An 18722-nucleotide genomic window follows, 5' to 3' on the forward strand; every position below is an offset into this window, starting at 1 on the left:
AATATATCTGCAAAGTGAATTCTTATTTTCTCATTAGCATCCTTTTTCATATGTTGAATACATAGCCGAAACAGCAGATACCATGGAAGGTGAGAAACTTTCAAAGCTGTTAAACGTTATGATAGCTGCTAATCAATATAATTTGGATGTTGATGATGTACTTTCAAGGTTTAAAAAAGACATTGATGCCGTTACTCAACTCCCGACATCTACTGATATGTACAGCCAACAAGTAGTACCCGACTACATTGCATGGTTTGGTTACGAAATGGCCTACTATTATTTAAACAGAGAAAGGTACAGTGTTTGTTTTAAACAATTGTTATTTGCAATGGTAAAGTCACATATAATAAATAATGAGACTTACTTTATAAATTGTATTGGCCTGTTTATGCGTTTCCAAGTCTATGCGACTCCTGAAATCAAAACAGAGTTCTCCAATCTAATTGAAAAGGTGTAGGACTGTTAATTGTTGCGAGTAGCTTTTTAGTTTTCATGACTGTACCTGGTATCTAAATCCTTGTGCAAGTTGGAGGTTCCTAAACGTCAGTACAGCAATCCACGCTAACCTTAATTGGTCGGCGGGGATTTTTAGTTGAAGAACTGCTTACAGACGGATATTTCTAGGTGGAACTGGTATAAGGCCACTTTTTAAATGTTCATTGAAAATAAAAGTTTTGCCAACTACAATAAAAGAAACAACGGTAGGCGAGGACGGGGAAAATAAAGTCCTAGACTGTCGCTGTTTCATTGAACTAACGTTTCCCGTTAGCTCAATGGTTTATCTTTCCCTTGAGGGATGTTAGAAGCTCAAGTTCTCTTTCCGTTGCAGGATGAACAACTATACTATCTGTAAGGTTTAGGGTAGATTCTTTTACCTTTCTCCCCCATTTCCTTGAAAAGGAGCGCCAATCACATACCATCTCGACGACATACTTCCTCGGCATGGGTAATGCCTCTTTGGTGTCGGGATTAACAACCCAATATTCCCAATGATGCTTGTTTTTACGTTGGTGACGAAGCCATTCGTATTTCCAATTCAACTCATCTTCTAAATTCAAAGGTTTTCCAGAGTGAAATTTTTTTGCGTAGGGAAAGAACTCAGCCGGTGAAAATTTCGACCAATCATGAACAATCCCCTGAATATACAAGCCTTCCTTCCAACATTCAATTAGAACATTCAATTTGTGATTAAGGATGTATAAGAAATATTTCAAATAAGCTTTCTACTTCTCCAAAAAGATAAAAAATCCCACCTCCAAGAACGAAGTCTTGGGGACGAGATCTCGTCGTGGTACCACCCCAGTTCGCTAATCTGTCTTCAGATTAGCCTCATCGAGTACGGCATGCCAACACATACTTATACTCTAGCTCTGTAACAGGAACTCCTGTCACACCATCCCCCGAACTAGTTCAAGTTTCGATGGATGCTCAGAGACTTGATTCAATAAGATCTCCTTTACTCCTTTTCAGCTACCAGAGTTCTCTGTTAAAGTAAACCTTATTTACTCTTCTCGTCATTGCATTTGTGTAATTTTACCAAATACCTATTGAGTTTGTAAATACAAGAATGTTGGAACTATCCTGCCCGTTAGCTTAACGTCGCCGTTCAGTCTATAACTTTTCAGCAGGCCGCCGTAATATGTTAGATCTGGAGATTAAGACAGGGAGGCGTACAGAGGACATAAAGGCGGGTTTGCTAGCCTCGGAGCAGGATAACTATATCTTGTGGGAAAACAAAACGGACACGCGACACATTGTAATCCTGGAGGACTGGGATAGAGATCCAAAGGTTACTACGCCGCCAACGCCCCCAGGAAGCGCTAATAGGTACTATACGGAATATTAAAACCCTGGATTGCTCTGGGGTTCATTCATTTTGTGAAACTAATTTTATCTTTGTTTTTATTCAGATAGTATTGAACTGCCCTGTTTTCGTCCGGGAACCCTTCTGTGAATTTTTCTAGCTGGACGGAGAAAACTTTTCCGTTTTTGATCTCTACCGTTAACTCAGGATCGGTATAATCAGTACCATAAGAATGATAAATTGATTCGGATGCGTTCATTTGAGTCAATGGATTGCCTAGCTTTTCCACAACTTTTTTTACTGTATCACCCACCACGACCTTGCGTTTGATACCTTTTCCCTTTTGGTAAACACCTACATATTCAAGAATTCCCTTATGGAAATGAAGGTACTGATTGTTATCAAAAAAAGCAACATTTCCACTGTATGCGATCTGATAATATTCCGTTTCTATTTTCATGTTTTTGAACTTTGGTTGTAGATCGGAAAAGGCGGAGCCTAGCGTCCAATCACCTATAGTAATGTAATTTTCGTAAGGTTTTTGAGCATATACGCCAGGAAGAACGAATGAACAAAAAACGATTACTGTAAAAATTGCAATACATATTTTTTTAACGATATTGACATTCGATTATTCACCTCAGTTTTATTTTAAGATAGTCTATCAGTCCTAGAATATTTTTCTATATATTCACAAAATAGACCAAATGAATTACGCTTATAACAACACATACGAAAGCATCGGTGACACCCTGCTGGCTAAGCTGGTTGGATGTTTTTTGATTTGCTGTTTAGCCCTGTCAATTTCTTTAATGACACATACTATATACCGTAACTTAAAAAAGGAGGAGTTCATGTGAGTGAATGTGGACATGAGCATAAGGCCAAACAATTTTGTCCTTTCACATCGACGGGTGCAATTTTGGTGCTCTTTATCCTGTTAGTCATAATTACTAAAGCGTGTTGGATTTAATTATGTGAAAAGAATTGTTGTTGGATAATACTACTTCACTTGACTTGACTCATTTTTTAAGGATGGTAAAAAGTAGAGCCCAACAAGCGTATTTGGCAATAGCCTATGCGCTTGTTTGGTTTTGTCGGCAGGGGAATATTTTATTGAAGGATTTCTCAGATCATTCATCGAATGAATGACCGAGGTGATCAGCATGAAGCATACATATAAAGTGTTAAAATCGGATTTAGAACTGTTTGCTGCTGCATTAAGCCAGGCAAGAGTATATATGGTTCAGCCGTTGAACGAGGGTTTGATAGATGTTGTGGATTACAGTGGAGCAGTGGAGAATATTACATCGGAGTCGGTTAAGATTAACGGAACCTTTTTCATGAGGAATCAGTTTGAATTTAGAGTAGATGTAAAGGGCTCAACTGGGTAACTGGTATGAGTCTACTTTTTAAATGTTCGTTGATAACTACAACAAAAGAAACAATGGTAGCCTAGGACGGGAAAATAAAGCCCTAGACTATCGCTATTTCATTGAACTAACGTTTCCCGTTAGTTCAATCAATTCTGTTGCCATCGTATATGCTGGTGGCGAACCAGGTCTTCTACATTACTATATCGTCTTTCGTAAGTTTTTGGTACAGGGCTATCTTCTCGTTAGCAAGGGAAATCATGCACTCAAGTTCCTGTCGCTTGGATTCCAGTTCCACCAGATGCTTTTCAAGAATTTCTATCCGTATGTGTAAGGCAGGAGTAAAATTAGCAACTTCTTCCCCTTTTTGAATTTTATCCAGTACACATCCGTCACGAGTAAATTCCGTAATCTCCTCAAGCGACAATCCCAATTTTTTTAATCTAATTAAACATTGTATATATGAAACCTCATTTTCGGTATAAATGCGTGTCCTTCCATTTCTTCGATTTGGTTCCTGTAGCACTCCAATTTTTTCATAATAGCGAATCGTATAAGGAGTTAGCCCCGTTCTTTCTGATACTTGACTTATAGTAAGCATTGTTATGTCACTCCTTTTTTCTAAATCAAAATTTAAAACTATTATACATCTTTAAGTCAACTCGAAGTCGATATTTGCACCTCTAACTTCATTTCAAAAATTTGTGCTTGATTTCTAGTGGACTCTAACTTGTAAGCTAAAGTTGCTAATTGATATACATGAAACATAAAAAAACTAAAGATAAAAGGAAATGGTGTCAAACTTATTTTGATGGAGGCATAAACAATGAACAACAAATATTTCACGATTCAACAAGCAGCGGAAGGTATCTGGGGTGCTATTTCGGTACCTGGTAGTGGTTCGCTGGGGAATGCGGCAATTATTGACATTGGGGATTTGACCGTTGTTGTGGACACAACCAACCTACCGCATTCTGGTGCTTTGTTACGTCAAACCGCAGAACAATTAACGAATAAACCAATTAAATATGTGATCAATACTCATTTCCATGGAGATCATGTCAACGGCAATCAGGAATTCATGGAAAGTGATTTTATATCTACCGTTTGGACAAGAGATTTGCTATCTGAAATGGGTAAAGTGAATATTGATCTAATGCAACAAAACATTCAGAAGTTAATAAATAGCCTACATCAAGTACGTTCACAAGAAAAAAATCCGCACATGTTAACCGAAATCGGCTATGATCTTTCCGTGCAGAGAGCCCTGTATGATGCTATCCCTTCCCTTCGTAGGGTGATACCCACGATAACTTTTGACGATAAACTAGTTATAAAAGGAGCAAAACGCACTGTCGAAGTTTTATCCTACGGAGGCGGCCATTCTTTAAGCGATGCCGTTATTTACGTGCCTGAAGAACGAACCTTGATTGCTGGTGATTTAATAACCAACAAGACGATTCCGGTCTTGCCATACGGTAATCCATACGCTTGGATACGCATCCTTAGACGCATTCAAAGAGATCTGAAGGTAGATACTGTCATTCCCGGGCATGGAGATGTGTCCACTCCAGATAAAATCCTAGATGTCATTCGCTTTTTAGAAAAAACGATCGCTTATGTGTCTGAAGCTGCGACGAGCGGAAAACCAGAGTCTTACTGGTTAAATGAAGGTGTATTAAATGGCTATGAAGATTGGCATCTAGCTCAGTATTTCAGATGGAATTTTCGCTGGCTCTTCAATACAATGCTTGTTCAAAATAATAGATGAGACACAACTAGCACTCCTTTTAACTCCACCAGATTCACAAGGCCAGTTCTGAATGTCAACCCGGCAGCACGTTTGGGTATTTTCAAACGTAATTGGCAGTCTGCTTGTTAGGTTAACCTGCCACGTTAGCTTAACATCGCCGTTCAGTCTACAACTTTTCAGCAGGCTACCGTAATATGTTAGATCTGGAGATAAAGATGCGGAGGTGTACAGAAAGCATAAAAGTTAGTTGCTTGCTTTAGAGCAAAATAACTATATTATGGGACCGGATAAGTCTACACTACGAGATATCGTCATTCTGGAGAGTTGGGAGCGGGATAGAGCATACCTATGCCGCCAAGAGAAGGTGAAATATTTTAGAAAATTAAATTCTCAGAAATATCATTGCTACTTCCTATGCCTCAATATACAATAGAAAGGAAATTGTTGATGAGACCGATATGTGGTGAATATTTCGTTATTTGAATCACAAAAAATCACATAAAAAATCACAATCTCGGCGAATATGGATGAATATAGGCAAATGAAATTTTCTGAATAGGGAACAAAACATGTAATAAAATATGAGTTAAGTTCGGAAACGTTTATCGGCGAGAATCAATCAAAGATGGGCGGCATGATGTAAGGCTTTTAAGCCCAGCATCATGTGTCCAGCAGAGCAGATTTTTGTCTAATTTAGACGTTAATTTGTGAAACAGTCACGTTATGAATTATAAATGATACAACGACCACTTCTTAATAATCTCATTAAGGGTGGTTTTTTGTTGTTGAAATTTGTTTATCAAGATTTTTCTTCAACTCTGAGTAGTTCAACTGGATTAATATCTAAAACAGGCGATATTTTGTATAAATGATGTTTTTGTTTTTGATTGTGTTGTTAACAGCTTGTAGCAGTAATATGAATACTTCTGAAAAAATACCAAATTATAAGATTATTTAAGATGCATCTAATACTAACAATATTGAAAAGAAAGTAATTTGTAGCAAAGGAACTATTGAAGAAAGAGCATTTTTCTTCAATCAGAGTTCAAGAATATTCTCAAGTAACAGAATTGCTTACGGCAAATAGTGATAAGACAGATAAAGTTATATCTATCTTACGTACATATACTTCATGCATGATTGACTCTGCATTACAGGAAGGCTTTGATACATTATCAGACAGTGCATTATATCTCCATTCTAAGAACGTCGTTGACACTGAGAAACTACAATTATTAGTCATCCCATTAGAGAATAAAAGAATTGCTGAATTTAGAGCGGAAGAAGCTGAGGCAACTCGAAAATTTTAATGAGAAGTATTTTGTTCCTAGTATCGGAATGTCCGCGGAGAAAGTTCTTGAGTCAACTTGGGGGGGAACCCAACGATATAAATAAAACGACTACTCTCTACATCTGTGGTACAAATATCAGTAGAAGCACAAATAGGGCATCTAGCTATATTTAATTCTTTCGAAACCACTTTTTTCAGATCATCATTCAACACTATAAACCTCCTTAGTAAGTAAATAAAATTCAAATTATATTTACTCAACCTTTCCCTTTTTGTTGTAACAATATATGGTTAAAGCTCGACAAATCATTAACTTTGCCATTCGGATCTTTCTTACGTCGTTTCGCCAAAATTATTTACCTCAATTCAATTGGAATATGCTAGGATATATAATAGGTCATTATAACCATTTCTGTCTCTTGTCTAAAGTGACATCAAATATAGAGCATAAATTAAATACAGGACAACTTCAAAATGCAAAATAGAGTTGTCCTAGCCTAATTAAAAGTTCTGGAGGAATACAGAATGAACATCAACGGCGCACTTAGAAAGTTTTTTCGAAAAGTAAATAGGGAAAATGTGGAACAACTTATGAAAGAAAAAGGGGTGTTTCCTACTGATAAAAAAATCAAGAGTAAAAGAGAGTTGTATCCGTATTTTATGGAATTAGAGTCAATCGTAAGTGAGGAAGAGGTTGAAGATTTAGTTGAAATGGCGGTTCATGTAAAGACAAAAGGATTGCCAGCGTTTACTCATAAATTAGCCAATAAAGATTTCTTTGTAGGAAAGGCTCCTGAAGAACTTTCTAGAAGTTTTGAGTATAAAGTACATCCTATTGGAGATATTTATACCATTTCAACAAAAATGGCTAATACAACTGGTGGGAGATTAAAAATCGATTATATATTAAAAAAGTACGAAGAATCGTGGAGGAATGGTGAACTAAATATAGAAAGTTTATCTGCTGTTTATAAATCAAGTATTGATATTGATTTAGAAAAAAATATTCTTACAATTTTCGCAGGTGACGATGAAACTCATAGTATCATTGAAACATTTATTGGTATGGTTTTAAAATTACCAATTCAAACATATAGAATAAAAGCTTCAAACACCACTCTTTCGTGGGAACAAAATGCAAGTTATTTGACCGCTCTTTTTTTAGATTTTGTTTTTAACAGACTGAAAAATAAGGGGATTGAGTCTAGTTTTTCCCATGTGAAATTTAAAATAGCTAGTGACGACATAAAGGAAGTTACAATAAATGGAAAGAATATTTTGAATTCTTATTTAGCATGCGAATATGTAGTTTTAGGGAGAGACATCATTCAATTTAAGACATCAATGGTACAAGGCGCACGAACTTTTTCGTGTAATTTCGAGTTAAAGGGAAGCGATTTGCTTAAAATAGTTGTTCTTGATATCTCAGATGAAAATCTCAAAGAACAAATTATGAGGCATATTCAAGAAGAATACATCCTCATGTGTGAGCAAGGTATTGTTAATTACAAAGAAATAAGTAAATTACTCGAAAAAATTTACGAACGATTTATGAATAAAGAAAAACTATTTCAAGATACACTACGAGAAAATTTAGTTTCGAGTATATCACAGTTGGGATACTTATTAGAATACACTGAAAAGAATGACTTATCCAAAGAAGCTTTGTCACTCATGATTGAAAGTAGCAAGGTCTTACTTGAAAATTTAGACGTTACGGAGAAGGATTCACTGATTCAACTACTTACTTCGTGGCTAGAATCAGAGTAAAATGACTTATCACTAATAACTGATTGGTAGGTGAAATGACATTATGATTCTAGAAAGAGACTGCATTGGATATTCAATTGATAGTGCGATAAAAGTAGACTCAATAACAGTAAGTAACTTTGAAAAAATAGAAATGTTATCTGATTGTACTAACTATCAAATTCATCGATATAATTGGGTTGACCCAATAAAATATAAAGAAAAATTGATTAGTAAATCCACTAAGTCTGTCTCAATGATATATTTTAAAAACCAACTAACTATTTTCTTGTTTGGTAATTCTGAAAGCAATATTTCGTATGTGGAGTCAAGATTAAAAAGATTGTTTTCAGTGAAATTTGAGAAAGTTGACTTGTATCCTAAAATTATTAATAAATTGTCGTCGAATAATCACAAATTTAAAGTTATAAATATTCAGTTTGTAAGAGTTAAAGATAACTTGGAAAAATGGGTGTCAATAGATGCAATTGGGCTATCTAAGAATGAGTTTTTAAAAATCATAAATGAAGAAAATCCTCAAACTATCAGCCTATATGACGAGTTAAATAAAACGTATTTTAGTGTAGATATAAATTCATCGCTCTCATTTAATGATACTACAACCATATCAGATATAGTAGGAGTCCTTGAGTATGTTAGTTCGTGTATTTCTTAAAAGATGGTATTCCATTTTTCTTTATTTTGTTTCTTTAGTTTTTATCTCAATTTATATTTTCAAGGGAATTTGTGGGATGAACTATCCTCCAAACTCCAGAGATACAATTGAACTAATCAGTTGGTTGTTTTCAGGAGTGGTTTCAATTATATCATTCTTGTCAATTTTTGTTGGGTTTGTTTATGACAACAAATTAATTAATGCGTCTTCTTCATTAAAACAAATTTATAAACCTTACGGATTAGAGTATGAGAATTATCAAGCAACTCTAATTGATTATCAACAGTATGTATCTAAAGGATTAACATTAAATTCAATTTATTGGGTTATACTTGTTACATCCAATTTATCAATTATTATTTGGTTAATTAGTCTTGAAATAGTTAATAATATTTTTCCTATCTCCTTTAACTTCAATAATATTACTAATATTTTTCTTTTTATAATGTGGTTGATTTTTAGTTTCCTTTTGACCTTTCTAGTTTTTTATTTGAATAGAATCAAAAACAATAAAGACCCTTTAGGTAAAGGATATTTGCCCAAACCAAATCAATTACTTGATATGAATTTTCTTGTGACCCAAGATGTGGATATGGATGAGATTATTCAAAAGGCATTACCTATTGTAGAATTGTATTCAAATCCAGAACCACAAAACAATTACGAAATGAATTTGGTGTTTCCTCTTCCAATAAGCAACTATAAATACGTAATAAAAATTTATGATATTAATAAGCGGCTCCTACTTCGCTGTTTTGGCTATTATGAACTACAGTCTTCTTTTGGAAAGAGACAGCATATAACAGTAATAAACAACATGAGTGATTCTATTTATAATTTAATTGATGAGAATGCATCTGCTGAGATCAAAGTTTATAGTGCTTTCAATAATTCCCTGTTAGGGAGAATGAGTCTTTCATTTCGAGTAACCGCAAGTAAAAAAAATAGTCAAACAGAACGTTCAATAAGCCATCTGATAGCACGTGATATTGATCAGGGTTTAATTACTACAATTAATAATTCGTTTCATTCTTGTCAGGTGGAGAACGGTTTTTGATGGATTAGTGCCACTTCATTATCTCAATGGCTCATACCATAAAAAAATTGCATCCACTGAAAAATTTAAAAAATCGTTAATGTAACAAAATATAAATTTTGCTATATTTATCTGTAAATAATATTAATTAGGAGTGAATATTTTATAAATATTGTTTTTTTATGATAATTGATTTTATATTAGTAACATTTACACCAAGCAATCACTGCCTTATATACTATAAATTATCATTAAAAGAAGTGGTCATTGCGATCATTTAATAGTAAGAGTGCCACTTTATCGTGGACCCTGCAATTGTAACTCGTTATGCATTGCAAAACGCTGCTTCCGTAGCAGCAATGTTCCTGACTACCGAAGCGGTTATCGCTGACAAGCCAGAACCAGAAGAGGCTGCAATGCCTGACATGGGCGGTATGGGAAGCCCTGTTTGACCACATAGTGTAAAACAAAAGGCTGATTATGGACTCTCTCATAATCAGCCTTTTTAATGATCCAAAATGCAGTGTTATATAGATTTACACATGATCTATAAGGGTTTTTCGGTTCATTACATTTAAAATGAAAGCGTTGACATGGATTTTAACCCGCTATATACTTAGCTTAATTAAATGAATAGCTCTAGGATTGTTACTGTTACGCAGGCAAAACCTAAGGAACAAAATGTTAAGATCTAAGGATCTTATGTATTTTGTTATACTTAGGTTTTTTTGTTTATAGAGAGAGGAAGGTTAAATACAAGTGGTTTCGGCACTCTGCTGAAGCCATTTTCTTCTATTTATATGTTCACATCTGAGAGGAGCGACAAACTTGGAATACAAATATGAGCTGGTCCAGGCAGACAATCATTTTCCGTTAAAAATTATAGTTCATTCCTCAAATGAACCAGCGTACATACCTGGGCATTGGCACGACAGCATCGAAATATCCTATGTGCTTTCAGGAAGAATCGACCATATCTACATCGATGGCGCGAGTTATAGCTCCAAAGAAGGAGATATTTTGCTCATTAATTCGAATGCCATTCATTCCTTTTCTGTAGCTAAGGGAAAAGGGAGAGAGGCTATAACGGTTCTGATTCCTTCTGAATTTATTAGAGCAAATGTTAACGGCAGTGACCCGATTTCATTTGACTGCGTATCCATTTTTGAAACTAACGAGCAGAGATTACTGCATTTTGCGGAGCTGCGTGATTTGTTAAACACCTTATTTGTGGCTTATCTCAACCGGCATAATGACCCTTTAGCGCATATCCATTTAACGTCATTATCTTATAAACTGGTGTATCTGTTATTAATGCATTTTAAAATGGATCATGAATCTATCCGTGGCTTTAACTCCGATAAATATTTGGAGCGGCTGACGTTGATAACCGATTATATCAAAAAGAATTACGATCAAAGCTTATCCTTGGATTCGATAGCTCAGGTTTTTGGGTTGTCTCCCGAATATTTGTCCCGGTTTTTTGTGAAGCATGTAGGGATGACCTTATTTCAATATATCAATGCCATCCGTCTGGAGAGATCTTTTCGAGCTCTCATGAATACGGATCATTCCATTATACAAATTGCGCTGGAGCACGGATTTCCGAACGAGAAGTCTTTTGCCAGGGTATTTAAAAAGGTTTATCAGGCAACACCGCATCAATATCGAAAAGAGAACAAGGGGTATTCTGGAGCAAGGAGTCAGTAATTGACCTGAATTAGGCTAATAAAAGACAGGATACAAATAAAAAAATCATTAAAATAAATAATGTAAGCGTTTTATTAATGGACCTGGGAGGTAAGACATCATGTTTAAACGGTTTCAAAAGGCTGCTAAAACAACTATGTTATTCACTTTAGCTATCGGTACGACCCTTGCTTTCAATTCCGATGCATGGGCCAAGGATGTAAAGATACAGCCCACCTCATACCGGACGGTTGCGGAGGTTAAGGATTGGGGAGCAGCCATTACGAAGATCATTGTTAACTTGGGTAAGCCAGTACCTAAAGATGCGATAACAAAGGATACATTTAAGGTCCATGTGGGAAGAAGCGACAACAGGCTGGTAAATCCCTTTATTGAGAATGGCAACCGGAAAGTCACCAAGGCCTATGTATCGGACAAAAGTGGCAACCCTGTAAATAAAACCGGAAGCTACGTTGTATTGGAAATGGAAATCGGCCCGACCTTAACACTAAGCTCCGCTATTCATTATGATGCGGCAGGCTCTGGGTTTAATGCATGGAATGATAACAAATACACAATCACGCAGCAAAAAGCTATTAAAACCACATCAGGAACGATTTCCGGCTTGAAAATTGATACTTCCGCAGGTCAGATACGGAAGCTAGTTGATCAATTTTCAACCGACAAAGCTACTTTTGACGGGATTACTTTAACCTATGCGGACTATGCACCGTCAAAAGACAAAGTGAAAAACCCCTTGGTGATCTGGCTGCATGGTATGGGTGAGGGAGGTACCGATCCGACGATTCCGATTTCCGGAAATAAAGCAGCGAATTTTGCTTCTAAGGATATCCAATCCTATTTTGGTGGGGCTTATGTGTTGGCACCTCAGACCCCAACCTACTGGATGGATGGCTCTACAGGCTTTGGGGACGGAACCTCCAAGTACGAGCAAGCATTGATGTCCTTAATTAAGGAGTACGTGGCCAAAAACAAAGACATTGATACAGATCGAATCTATATTGGCGGAGACTCCAACGGCGGTTACATGACTATGCTGATGATCCGTGATTATAAAGATTATTTTGCAGCAGCAGTGGTGGCCTGTGAAGCCTTAAAGGACAGCCTTATAACCGATGAACAGATTAACGAAATGAAGGACCTGCCGATCTGGTTTGTGGCTGCCAAAACCGACACCGTAGTACCGCCCAACGATTATACGATTCCGACCTACAACCGTTTAGTGAATGCCGGAGCAAAGGATGTTCATATGTCGTTATTTGATAACGTAGTGGATACCTCTGGTTTGTACAAGAAGAGCGACCAAACACCGTATGAATACAACGGCCACTGGTCCTGGATTTACGTGTATAACAACGAAGTATCGAAGGTGATTAACGGAAAGAAAACAACGATGATGCAATGGCTGGCCTCCAAAACATTGGACTGAAAGGTATAGCTAGCAAATGAAAATAGCAATATGATGTAATAGGCTTCTTTAAAGTTCAATGAAAAACTATTGAAAAATAGATTATGCTTTTGGGAAGCCAGCTTTACCGTACATTCTCTGAGTCATTCGTTAACAACACGTTATCGCTCGGCATTATCAGTTCCTTATTGGGTTTTCGCAAAATCCTCATGTATAAAACTCCGTCAACAAATAATTGACGGAGTTTAATTGTTCTCTTTCACTTATTCACTTCAATCAGCCCATCCGGTTTTTCCCGATTAGAGAGTAATTCGGATACCGTAACGAAGGTGTATCCTCTCTTCTTGAGCTCGGGTAGAATAATTTTCAAGGCTTCAACGGTTTGTGTACTTTGATGTACATAATCGTGCATGAGGACAATGTCGCCGTTACGGGCGTTGCGAAGGACTTTATTAGCGATGCGATGCACACCAGGTTTTCGCCAATCTAAGGTGTCCTGATGCCAGGACCATAAAATAATTTTCAGCCCTTTCTCCTTGGAGAGCTTAACCAGCGAATCGGTATAGGAGCCGCCGGGTGGCCTAAAAAGATGGGTTCCCGTACCAGTTGCCTGAACGATGCTCGCCTGAGCTTGATCCAATTCGGACAGAGCTTTGTTGCGGGAAATGTACTGAAAGGATGAGTGAAGAAAGGTATGGTTGCCAACTTCATGCCCTTCTTCTCGTTCCCGTTTGACAAGGTGAGGCAGCTTTTCGACACGACTGCCGACGACAAAAAAGGTCGCTTTAGCATCATATTCTTTAAGCAAATCCAAAATGGCAGGCGTGTTGCTTTCGTCAGGTCCGTCATCGAATGTGAGAGCGATAAGCTTACGATGGGTAGGAACTTCCCATACAATGTCGCCCCGTTCTTCGTAATAGGCCCTTCCCTTTGTAGGAGCAGGGGAGGCGTATGATGTGGCTTGTGCATTGGTAGATGGAGTGGGGCAAGAGCTGATACACAGTAAAGAAACAGCGATTCCAGCGCACAGCAAACGGTTATATTTCATAAGGCTTCTTCTCCGTTCTAACGTATTCTCACATTAGCTTGCCAAGAAGAAGCATATACCATTCCTCGTTTCTGAAATTCATCCATTCCAATCACTTAAAATTAGATCTAATTGCTTCTTCAGCAAGGCGCAGATTACGGAGTTATGCTCAAAAAGAGTGATAGCTTGCTTGTTGATAACATCCTGTACCCATGATAAGTTGTACATATCCATCCTTGGTTTCAATGTGCAGTTGAGGTAGGTCATTGTCCAGTTCGTGAGAGTCTTAATCTGACGAAAAATGAAGAGGTCGACGGGACAAGCCGCAAAAGCTGATCTGAGGTCAAGGAGCTGCGACTCGTTCCTGAACTTCGAACAGGAGATGAGACGGGATGAAAACAAATGAAAAAGAGTTGCGGGCTATTAGTCTGACATTAGAAGCGGGCGAACACATCCGATCATATATGGGGTGTACGTATGATTTGAAACAGAGCTCCCAGAAGATATCGCTTCATGGAATGCTGGCAGTGACGTCCGAACGAATCATCTTTTATTCCTGCACTATGGGTACTCCTTGGGTCAAGTTCATCAATTATCACCATATTTCACTGGCTAAGCTAGATAAGGATTTGTCGGATTCTAGGGGGAACATCACGCTGATCAATCAGGGTGTGAACGAGGTGTTCACCCACCTGCCGAGTGGAGATTGTATAGAGGGCTTTGTAGCTGTACTAGAGCAAGAAGCAGGTATCTCTTGTGAGAACTAATGATTATGGAAAACAAATAACTAAAACCTCCAACTTCGTAATGTGCCAAGAAGGCTCCTTACAGAATTTGGAGGTTTTTTTGTCTTTTAATTAGAGAGAGATATGGATCGAGCGCTAACTCAATAGGGTTATAACCAATAAATTATATAATACCAGCGGCAGAATGACATTGTTGTAGGCATAGGAGCGATCAGGGGTTGTGGTGCCTGAGAAGGGTGAGTGATATTGCTGAGGGACTCTCAGATACAAATGATCCGCATCGATGTGCACAATCGTTCCTTCATATACTTGATGATCCATCGTTTGGACCCTGACCGTGTGATTCATGTAGGGGCTTAATTGATAATGCAAATGATCGCGGATATTTTTGAGTTCGGCCTGTAACTCCGGTCTAGCTTGATATAAAGTTTGCGGACTGACGGTGTTGTACGGCATTCGCCTCTAACCTCCATACCATGTAATGATGCATCGTATGCAGGAGTCTATGTCTTTGTGCTCATACCTATAGAGAGTTGCTTTTACAAAAAGAAAAAACATTAACATTTTACTCCAGCCCACTTGACGTTCCCTTTACATCGAAACGATACACTTACTGAGGTTGGTTTGAAAAGAAAGGGGCGATCCGTTTTGGGTGAGCTTAACAAATCTATGGGACTGGGGACGAGGAGTCAGCAACAGACTTCGTCTAAAGCCCGCATACGCACGGGTTCGCTAAAAATTCAAAGACTGCGCGAAAACGCGCTGGCGTATACCTTTTTGGCTCCATCGCTTATTTTGTTTGCTGTATTTATGTTTTATCCGATGATCAAGTCCGTTTATCTCAGCTTGCATTCTACAGATCCCGCAGGAAACGTTGCAGCTTATGTGGGATTAGATAATTTCACTACACTTTTCAGCTCGGGACTGTTTTTGCAAGGGATTAAGGTGACACTCCTATTTGCACTGCTAACAGTACCAGTAGGTATTTTATTGGCGCTGGTACTGGCTGCACTTACACACAGTAAATTACGGGGAATGCGTATCTTCCAGTTTGCCTTTTCGCTGCCGATGGTGTTGTCGGTCGGTTCATCTGCGGTCATTTGGAAATTTCTTTTTCATCCGACACTGGGGATGTTCAACTATGTGCTTTCCCTGCTACATATCAATCCGGTTCCATGGCTGACCAGCCCGGATTGGGCGCTGTTCTCAGTAGCCATGATGACCATCTGGATGAATCTAGGCTTCAATTACATTATCTTATCAAGCGGACTTCAAGGGATTCCAGATGATATGTATGAAAGTGCCAAAATGGACGGAGCTGGCCCGCTCGTCACGTTCTGGCGTATCTCCATGCCACTGTTATCACCGACGATCTTTTTTGTGACTGTAGTTTCCATCATTGGAGCCTTCCAGTCTTTTGCTCAAATTAACATTTTGACCAAAGGCGGCCCGGTGAACAGTACGAATGTATTCGTGTATTCCATCTATCAGGAAGCTTTCGTTAATTTCCGGTTCGGAACGGGGAGCGCGCAGGCGATTGTCTTGTTTGCTGTCATTCTGCTGCTCACGATGATTCAGTTCAAATGGGTGGAAAGAAAGGTGCATTACCAATGAAAAGACACCTGAATTCAACATTGCTGTATGTGCTGCTTACGATTGCAGCTGCTCTCATTTTGTATCCGGTTATATATACGTTTTTTATGGCAGTCATGTCGCCGGAGGAAGCAAGCGCTTATCCACCAAGCTTTCTTCCACATTCTTTTCATTTGGCGAATTTCACTGAAGTGTTTGAAATTGTACCGATTGCAGCCTTTATTGGAAATACATTTCTCATTTCGGGTCTAACCATGATTGGGCAGCTGATTACAGCCAGCTTGGCGGCCTACGCCTTTGCCAAAATGGAATTCAAGGGGAAAAACTTCATTTTCAGCATGTTTGTAGCGACGATGATGATCCCTTGGGAAGTGACCATTATTCCAAACTACCTGACGGTACGAAGCTGGAACTGGCTTGATACGTATCAAGGATTGACGGTCCCTTTTCTGGCGACGGCATTCGGGACATTCCTATTAAGGCAATTTTTTCTCCAGCTTCCCAAGGAACTGTTTGAGGCGGCTCGTATGGATGGGTGCGGGCATATCCGTTACTTTCTGTTCCATGTGCTTCCGTTATCGCGCCCTGCGCTCGGAACACTGGCTGTGTATTCGTTCCTGAATATGTACAATTCGTACCTCTGGCCTTTACTGATCACCAATAGCGAGAATATGCGTACGGTACAGATCGGAATATCCATGCTCGAATTTCAGGAATCGACTTCATGGAATCTGGTATTTGCGGGTACGGCCCTAGTCATTTTACCGTCTCTGCTTCTGCTGATCTTTGGACTAAAACAGTTGGTTCGTGGAATGGCAGCGGGTGCGCTTAAAGGCTAAGCACATATGTCAAATGAAAAGCAACACCTGCGCAAGCAGCCCATATACAGAGCTTCAACACACAAGAATACGCAAGAGAATGCCAATTCAAGAATCATTTAATCAAAGGGAGAGAAGAGAGATTATGGGATTTTTTCGTCTGAAAAGTGCATTGACCCTGCTTATTCTGACTGCCATGGTGGTTGCAGCAGGTTGTAGCAATAATACTGCTGCAGAGAAGCCGAGTAATGGTAGTGATGGGGGAGCAGCGGCTTCTCCAGTGAAGCTGACTTGGTGGCATTCGATGTCCGGTAACGGTGAAAAAGCAATCAAGCAGATCGCTGCTGACTTTAACGCCAGTCATAAGGACATTCAGGTAGAGCCAGTATATCAAGGCAAATATGATGACAGCTTGAACAAGCTGAAAGCGTCGCTTGGATCCAATAGCGGACCGGACATCATTCAGGTATACGAAATCGGCAGTAAATTTATGATCGACTCCAAAATGATCACACCCGTACAACAATTTATTGATGCAGATAAGTTTGATCTGTCGCAGCTAGAGCCGAATATTACACGATACTACACGATTGATGGTAAATTGAACGCCATGCCGTTCAATACGTCAAACCCGATTTTATATTACAACAAGGACGCATTCAAAGCCGCAGGACTTGATCCAGCTAATCCTCCGAAAACGTATGCTGAGTTCGAAAAGGCTGCAAAAGCCTTGAGCAAGGATGGTAAATCCGGTGCTTCCATTGCCATCTACGGCTGGTTCATGGAGCAACTGTTTGCCAATCAGAACGCGGATTATGTGAATAATGGCAATGGTCGTGATCAAGCGGCAACGGAATCCATGCTGAATTCGGATGCCGGTGTAAAAACGCTGACGTGGTGGAAGAAAATGATCGATGAAAAGGTTGTATCCAATCTGGGACGTAACTCGGACGATACGGCAAAGGCTTTTTCCGCAGGACAAATTGCGATGACGCTGGATTCCACCGCTTCGCTGCGTAATATTGTGGAGCAGGTTGGCGATAAATTTGAAGTAGGCACAGGATTCCTGCCAAGATCCAATGAAGCTAAAGAAGGCGGCGTGGTTGTAGGCGGCGCAAGCTTGTACATCATGAACAACAAGCCCGAAGCTCAGCAGAAGGCAGCATGGGAGTTCATTAAATTCGTCGCTTCCCCAGCTGAACAGGCACAATGGAGTGTAAATACTGGGTACTTCCCGATCACGAAAGCAGCCTATAACGAGAAGGTACTCAAAGATAATATGGTAAAATATCCGCAATTCCAGACGGCGGTTGACCAATTGCACGCATCGGCGCAATCCACCGCTACACAGGGCGCGGTGATGGGCGTATTTCCAGAAGCGCGTCAAATCGTAGAAGGTGCAATTGAGGCCGTGCTGAGTGGCCAGCAACAGCCAAAACAGGCATTGGATCAAGCTGCACAAGAAATTACAGGCAAAATTGCTCAATACAATCAAACCGTAAAAAAATAGTCGCCTTCCCTTAAAATCGGTTGATAATCTGTAGAATGGCCCCCTTATCATCCGATTTTATGACATAACGGATCGAATGAGTGACCCCCTCACTTATTCGATCCGTTTTTGCATTATCATTTTTAGAATGAGTGTTTAGACGAAATGTCTAAAATGTATTATTTTCATTTTTCCTATTGCTGGATAACTAAAAATGGGCTTATAATAAATACATAATTTTTGTAC

Annotated in this window: 17 protein-coding genes, 2 pseudogenes and 1 other annotated feature; of the genes and pseudogenes, 14 read left to right on the top strand and 5 right to left on the bottom strand. The window is 38.9% G+C overall.

The features are described 5' to 3' along the window. Window positions 1-49 precede the first annotated feature (49 nt). Window positions 50-460 (top strand): annotated as a pseudogene (locus JOE49_RS11990) (transcriptional regulator); the annotation flags it as partial. A 313-nt stretch (window positions 461-773) separates the two neighbouring features. On the opposite strand, the gene JOE49_RS11995 reads toward JOE49_RS11990, so the two are convergent. Next, entirely contained in the window at window positions 774-1217 is a 444-nt protein-coding gene (locus JOE49_RS11995; RefSeq protein ID WP_245248372.1) for a DUF5662 family protein, read from the bottom strand. Window positions 1218-1271: 54 nt separating this feature from the next. Continuing rightward, window positions 1272-1530, bottom strand: a binding site (T-box leader). Window positions 1531-1874: 344 nt separating this feature from the next. Continuing rightward, window positions 1875-2267 (bottom strand): hypothetical protein, encoded by a 393-nt coding sequence (locus tag JOE49_RS12000; RefSeq protein WP_209941299.1) that lies wholly within the window; start codon window positions 2265-2267, stop codon window positions 1875-1877. Between the two features lie 706 nt (window positions 2268-2973). On the opposite strand from JOE49_RS12000, the gene JOE49_RS12005 reads away from it, so the two are divergent. Then, window positions 2974-3201: a hypothetical protein gene (locus JOE49_RS12005; protein ID WP_209941301.1), complete on the top strand. Its 228-nt coding sequence runs from the start codon at window positions 2974-2976 to the stop codon at window positions 3199-3201. Between the two features lie 172 nt (window positions 3202-3373). Here the strand turns inward: JOE49_RS12005 and JOE49_RS12010 are convergent, their stop codons facing one another. Then, window positions 3374-3781 (bottom strand): MerR family transcriptional regulator, encoded by a 408-nt coding sequence (locus JOE49_RS12010; protein ID WP_209941303.1) that lies wholly within the window; start codon window positions 3779-3781, stop codon window positions 3374-3376. A 225-nt stretch (window positions 3782-4006) separates the two neighbouring features. On the opposite strand from JOE49_RS12010, the gene JOE49_RS12015 reads away from it, so the two are divergent. The 8 genes and pseudogenes from JOE49_RS12015 (at window position 4007) to JOE49_RS12050 (ending at window position 12824) form a co-directional block, all read left to right on the top strand. Further along, window positions 4007-4951: an MBL fold metallo-hydrolase gene (locus tag JOE49_RS12015; RefSeq protein WP_209941305.1), complete on the top strand. Its 945-nt coding sequence runs from the start codon at window positions 4007-4009 to the stop codon at window positions 4949-4951. Between the two features lie 995 nt (window positions 4952-5946). Next, window positions 5947-6243 carry a hypothetical protein gene (locus tag JOE49_RS12020; RefSeq protein ID WP_209941307.1) on the top strand — a complete coding sequence of 99 codons (297 nt, stop codon included), beginning with the start codon at window positions 5947-5949 and terminating at the stop codon, window positions 6241-6243. Between the two features lie 506 nt (window positions 6244-6749). Continuing rightward, window positions 6750-7994 carry a hypothetical protein gene (locus JOE49_RS12025; RefSeq protein WP_165176381.1) on the top strand — a complete coding sequence of 415 codons (1245 nt, stop codon included), beginning with the start codon at window positions 6750-6752 and terminating at the stop codon, window positions 7992-7994. A 43-nt stretch (window positions 7995-8037) separates the two neighbouring features. After that, window positions 8038-8649 carry a hypothetical protein gene (locus JOE49_RS12030; RefSeq protein ID WP_165176379.1) on the top strand — a complete coding sequence of 204 codons (612 nt, stop codon included), beginning with the start codon at window positions 8038-8040 and terminating at the stop codon, window positions 8647-8649. Beyond that, window positions 8627-9706, top strand: a complete 1080-nt coding sequence (locus tag JOE49_RS12035; RefSeq protein ID WP_165176377.1) for a hypothetical protein — start codon at window positions 8627-8629, stop codon at window positions 9704-9706. Before JOE49_RS12030 ends, JOE49_RS12035 begins: the two co-directional genes overlap by 23 nt. 278 nt (window positions 9707-9984) lie before the next feature. Beyond that, window positions 9985-10137: pseudogene (locus tag JOE49_RS12040) on the top strand (TCP-1/cpn60 chaperonin family protein); the annotation flags it as partial. 376 nt (window positions 10138-10513) lie between these two features. Next, entirely contained in the window at window positions 10514-11395 is an 882-nt protein-coding gene (locus JOE49_RS12045; RefSeq protein WP_053324884.1) for an AraC family transcriptional regulator, read from the top strand. Between the two features lie 100 nt (window positions 11396-11495). Continuing rightward, complete coding sequence (locus tag JOE49_RS12050; protein WP_209941309.1) at window positions 11496-12824, top strand: prolyl oligopeptidase family serine peptidase; 1329 nt, start codon at window positions 11496-11498, stop codon at window positions 12822-12824. A 238-nt stretch (window positions 12825-13062) separates the two neighbouring features. Here JOE49_RS12050 and JOE49_RS12055 read toward each other — a convergent pair whose 3' ends face one another. Beyond that, complete coding sequence (locus tag JOE49_RS12055; protein WP_023987570.1) at window positions 13063-13851, bottom strand: polysaccharide deacetylase family protein; 789 nt, start codon at window positions 13849-13851, stop codon at window positions 13063-13065. A gap of 371 nt (window positions 13852-14222) precedes the next feature. On the opposite strand from JOE49_RS12055, the gene JOE49_RS12060 reads away from it, so the two are divergent. Next, window positions 14223-14597: a PH domain-containing protein gene (locus JOE49_RS12060; RefSeq protein ID WP_023987571.1), complete on the top strand. Its 375-nt coding sequence runs from the start codon at window positions 14223-14225 to the stop codon at window positions 14595-14597. A gap of 114 nt (window positions 14598-14711) precedes the next feature. Here JOE49_RS12060 and JOE49_RS12065 read toward each other — a convergent pair whose 3' ends face one another. Further along, complete coding sequence (locus JOE49_RS12065; RefSeq protein WP_023987572.1) at window positions 14712-15032, bottom strand: hypothetical protein; 321 nt, start codon at window positions 15030-15032, stop codon at window positions 14712-14714. Between the two features lie 192 nt (window positions 15033-15224). Here JOE49_RS12065 and JOE49_RS12070 point away from each other — a divergent pair, with 192 nt between their 5' ends. From JOE49_RS12070 to JOE49_RS12080, 3 genes are all read left to right on the top strand, one after another. Then, window positions 15225-16190 (top strand): carbohydrate ABC transporter permease, encoded by a 966-nt coding sequence (locus JOE49_RS12070; protein ID WP_023987573.1) that lies wholly within the window; start codon window positions 15225-15227, stop codon window positions 16188-16190. After that, window positions 16187-17008 (top strand): carbohydrate ABC transporter permease, encoded by an 822-nt coding sequence (locus JOE49_RS12075; RefSeq protein ID WP_023987574.1) that lies wholly within the window; start codon window positions 16187-16189, stop codon window positions 17006-17008. The genes JOE49_RS12070 and JOE49_RS12075 overlap by 4 nt, the downstream gene beginning before the upstream one ends. A 124-nt stretch (window positions 17009-17132) precedes the next feature. Further along, on the top strand, window positions 17133-18497 hold the full coding sequence (locus JOE49_RS12080; protein WP_209941311.1) for an ABC transporter substrate-binding protein: 1365 nt from the start codon (window positions 17133-17135) through the stop codon (window positions 18495-18497). Window positions 18498-18722: the final 225 nt, after the last annotated feature.

It is taken from the genome of Paenibacillus sp. PvR133, from assembly GCF_017833155.1.
In the GTDB taxonomy this organism is placed as follows: Bacteria; Bacillota; Bacilli; order Paenibacillales; family Paenibacillaceae; genus Paenibacillus; species Paenibacillus polymyxa_B.

Bases quoted from the DNA above. Each gene is read 5' to 3' on its own strand.
- JOE49_RS12000 (WP_209941299.1), bottom strand. From the start codon at position 2,267: ATGAAAATAGAAACGGAATATTATCAGATCGCATACAGTGGAAATGTT.
- JOE49_RS12005 (WP_209941301.1), top strand. From the start codon at position 2,974: ATGAAGCATACATATAAAGTGTTAAAATCGGATTTAGAACTGTTTGCT.
- JOE49_RS12010 (WP_209941303.1), bottom strand. From the start codon at position 3,781: ATGCTTACTATAAGTCAAGTATCAGAAAGAACGGGGCTAACTCCTTAT.
- JOE49_RS12015 (WP_209941305.1), top strand. From the start codon at position 4,007: ATGAACAACAAATATTTCACGATTCAACAAGCAGCGGAAGGTATCTGG.
- JOE49_RS12025 (WP_165176381.1), top strand. From the start codon at position 6,750: ATGAACATCAACGGCGCACTTAGAAAGTTTTTTCGAAAAGTAAATAGG.
- JOE49_RS12030 (WP_165176379.1), top strand. From the start codon at position 8,038: ATGATTCTAGAAAGAGACTGCATTGGATATTCAATTGATAGTGCGATA.
- JOE49_RS12035 (WP_165176377.1), top strand. From the start codon at position 8,627: ATGTTAGTTCGTGTATTTCTTAAAAGATGGTATTCCATTTTTCTTTAT.
- JOE49_RS12050 (WP_209941309.1), top strand. From the start codon at position 11,496: ATGTTTAAACGGTTTCAAAAGGCTGCTAAAACAACTATGTTATTCACT.
- JOE49_RS12055 (WP_023987570.1), bottom strand. From the start codon at position 13,851: ATGAAATATAACCGTTTGCTGTGCGCTGGAATCGCTGTTTCTTTACTG.
- JOE49_RS12060 (WP_023987571.1), top strand. From the start codon at position 14,223: ATGAAAACAAATGAAAAAGAGTTGCGGGCTATTAGTCTGACATTAGAA.
- JOE49_RS12065 (WP_023987572.1), bottom strand. From the start codon at position 15,032: ATGCCGTACAACACCGTCAGTCCGCAAACTTTATATCAAGCTAGACCG.
- JOE49_RS12075 (WP_023987574.1), top strand. From the start codon at position 16,187: ATGAAAAGACACCTGAATTCAACATTGCTGTATGTGCTGCTTACGATT.
- JOE49_RS12080 (WP_209941311.1), top strand. From the start codon at position 17,133: ATGGGATTTTTTCGTCTGAAAAGTGCATTGACCCTGCTTATTCTGACT.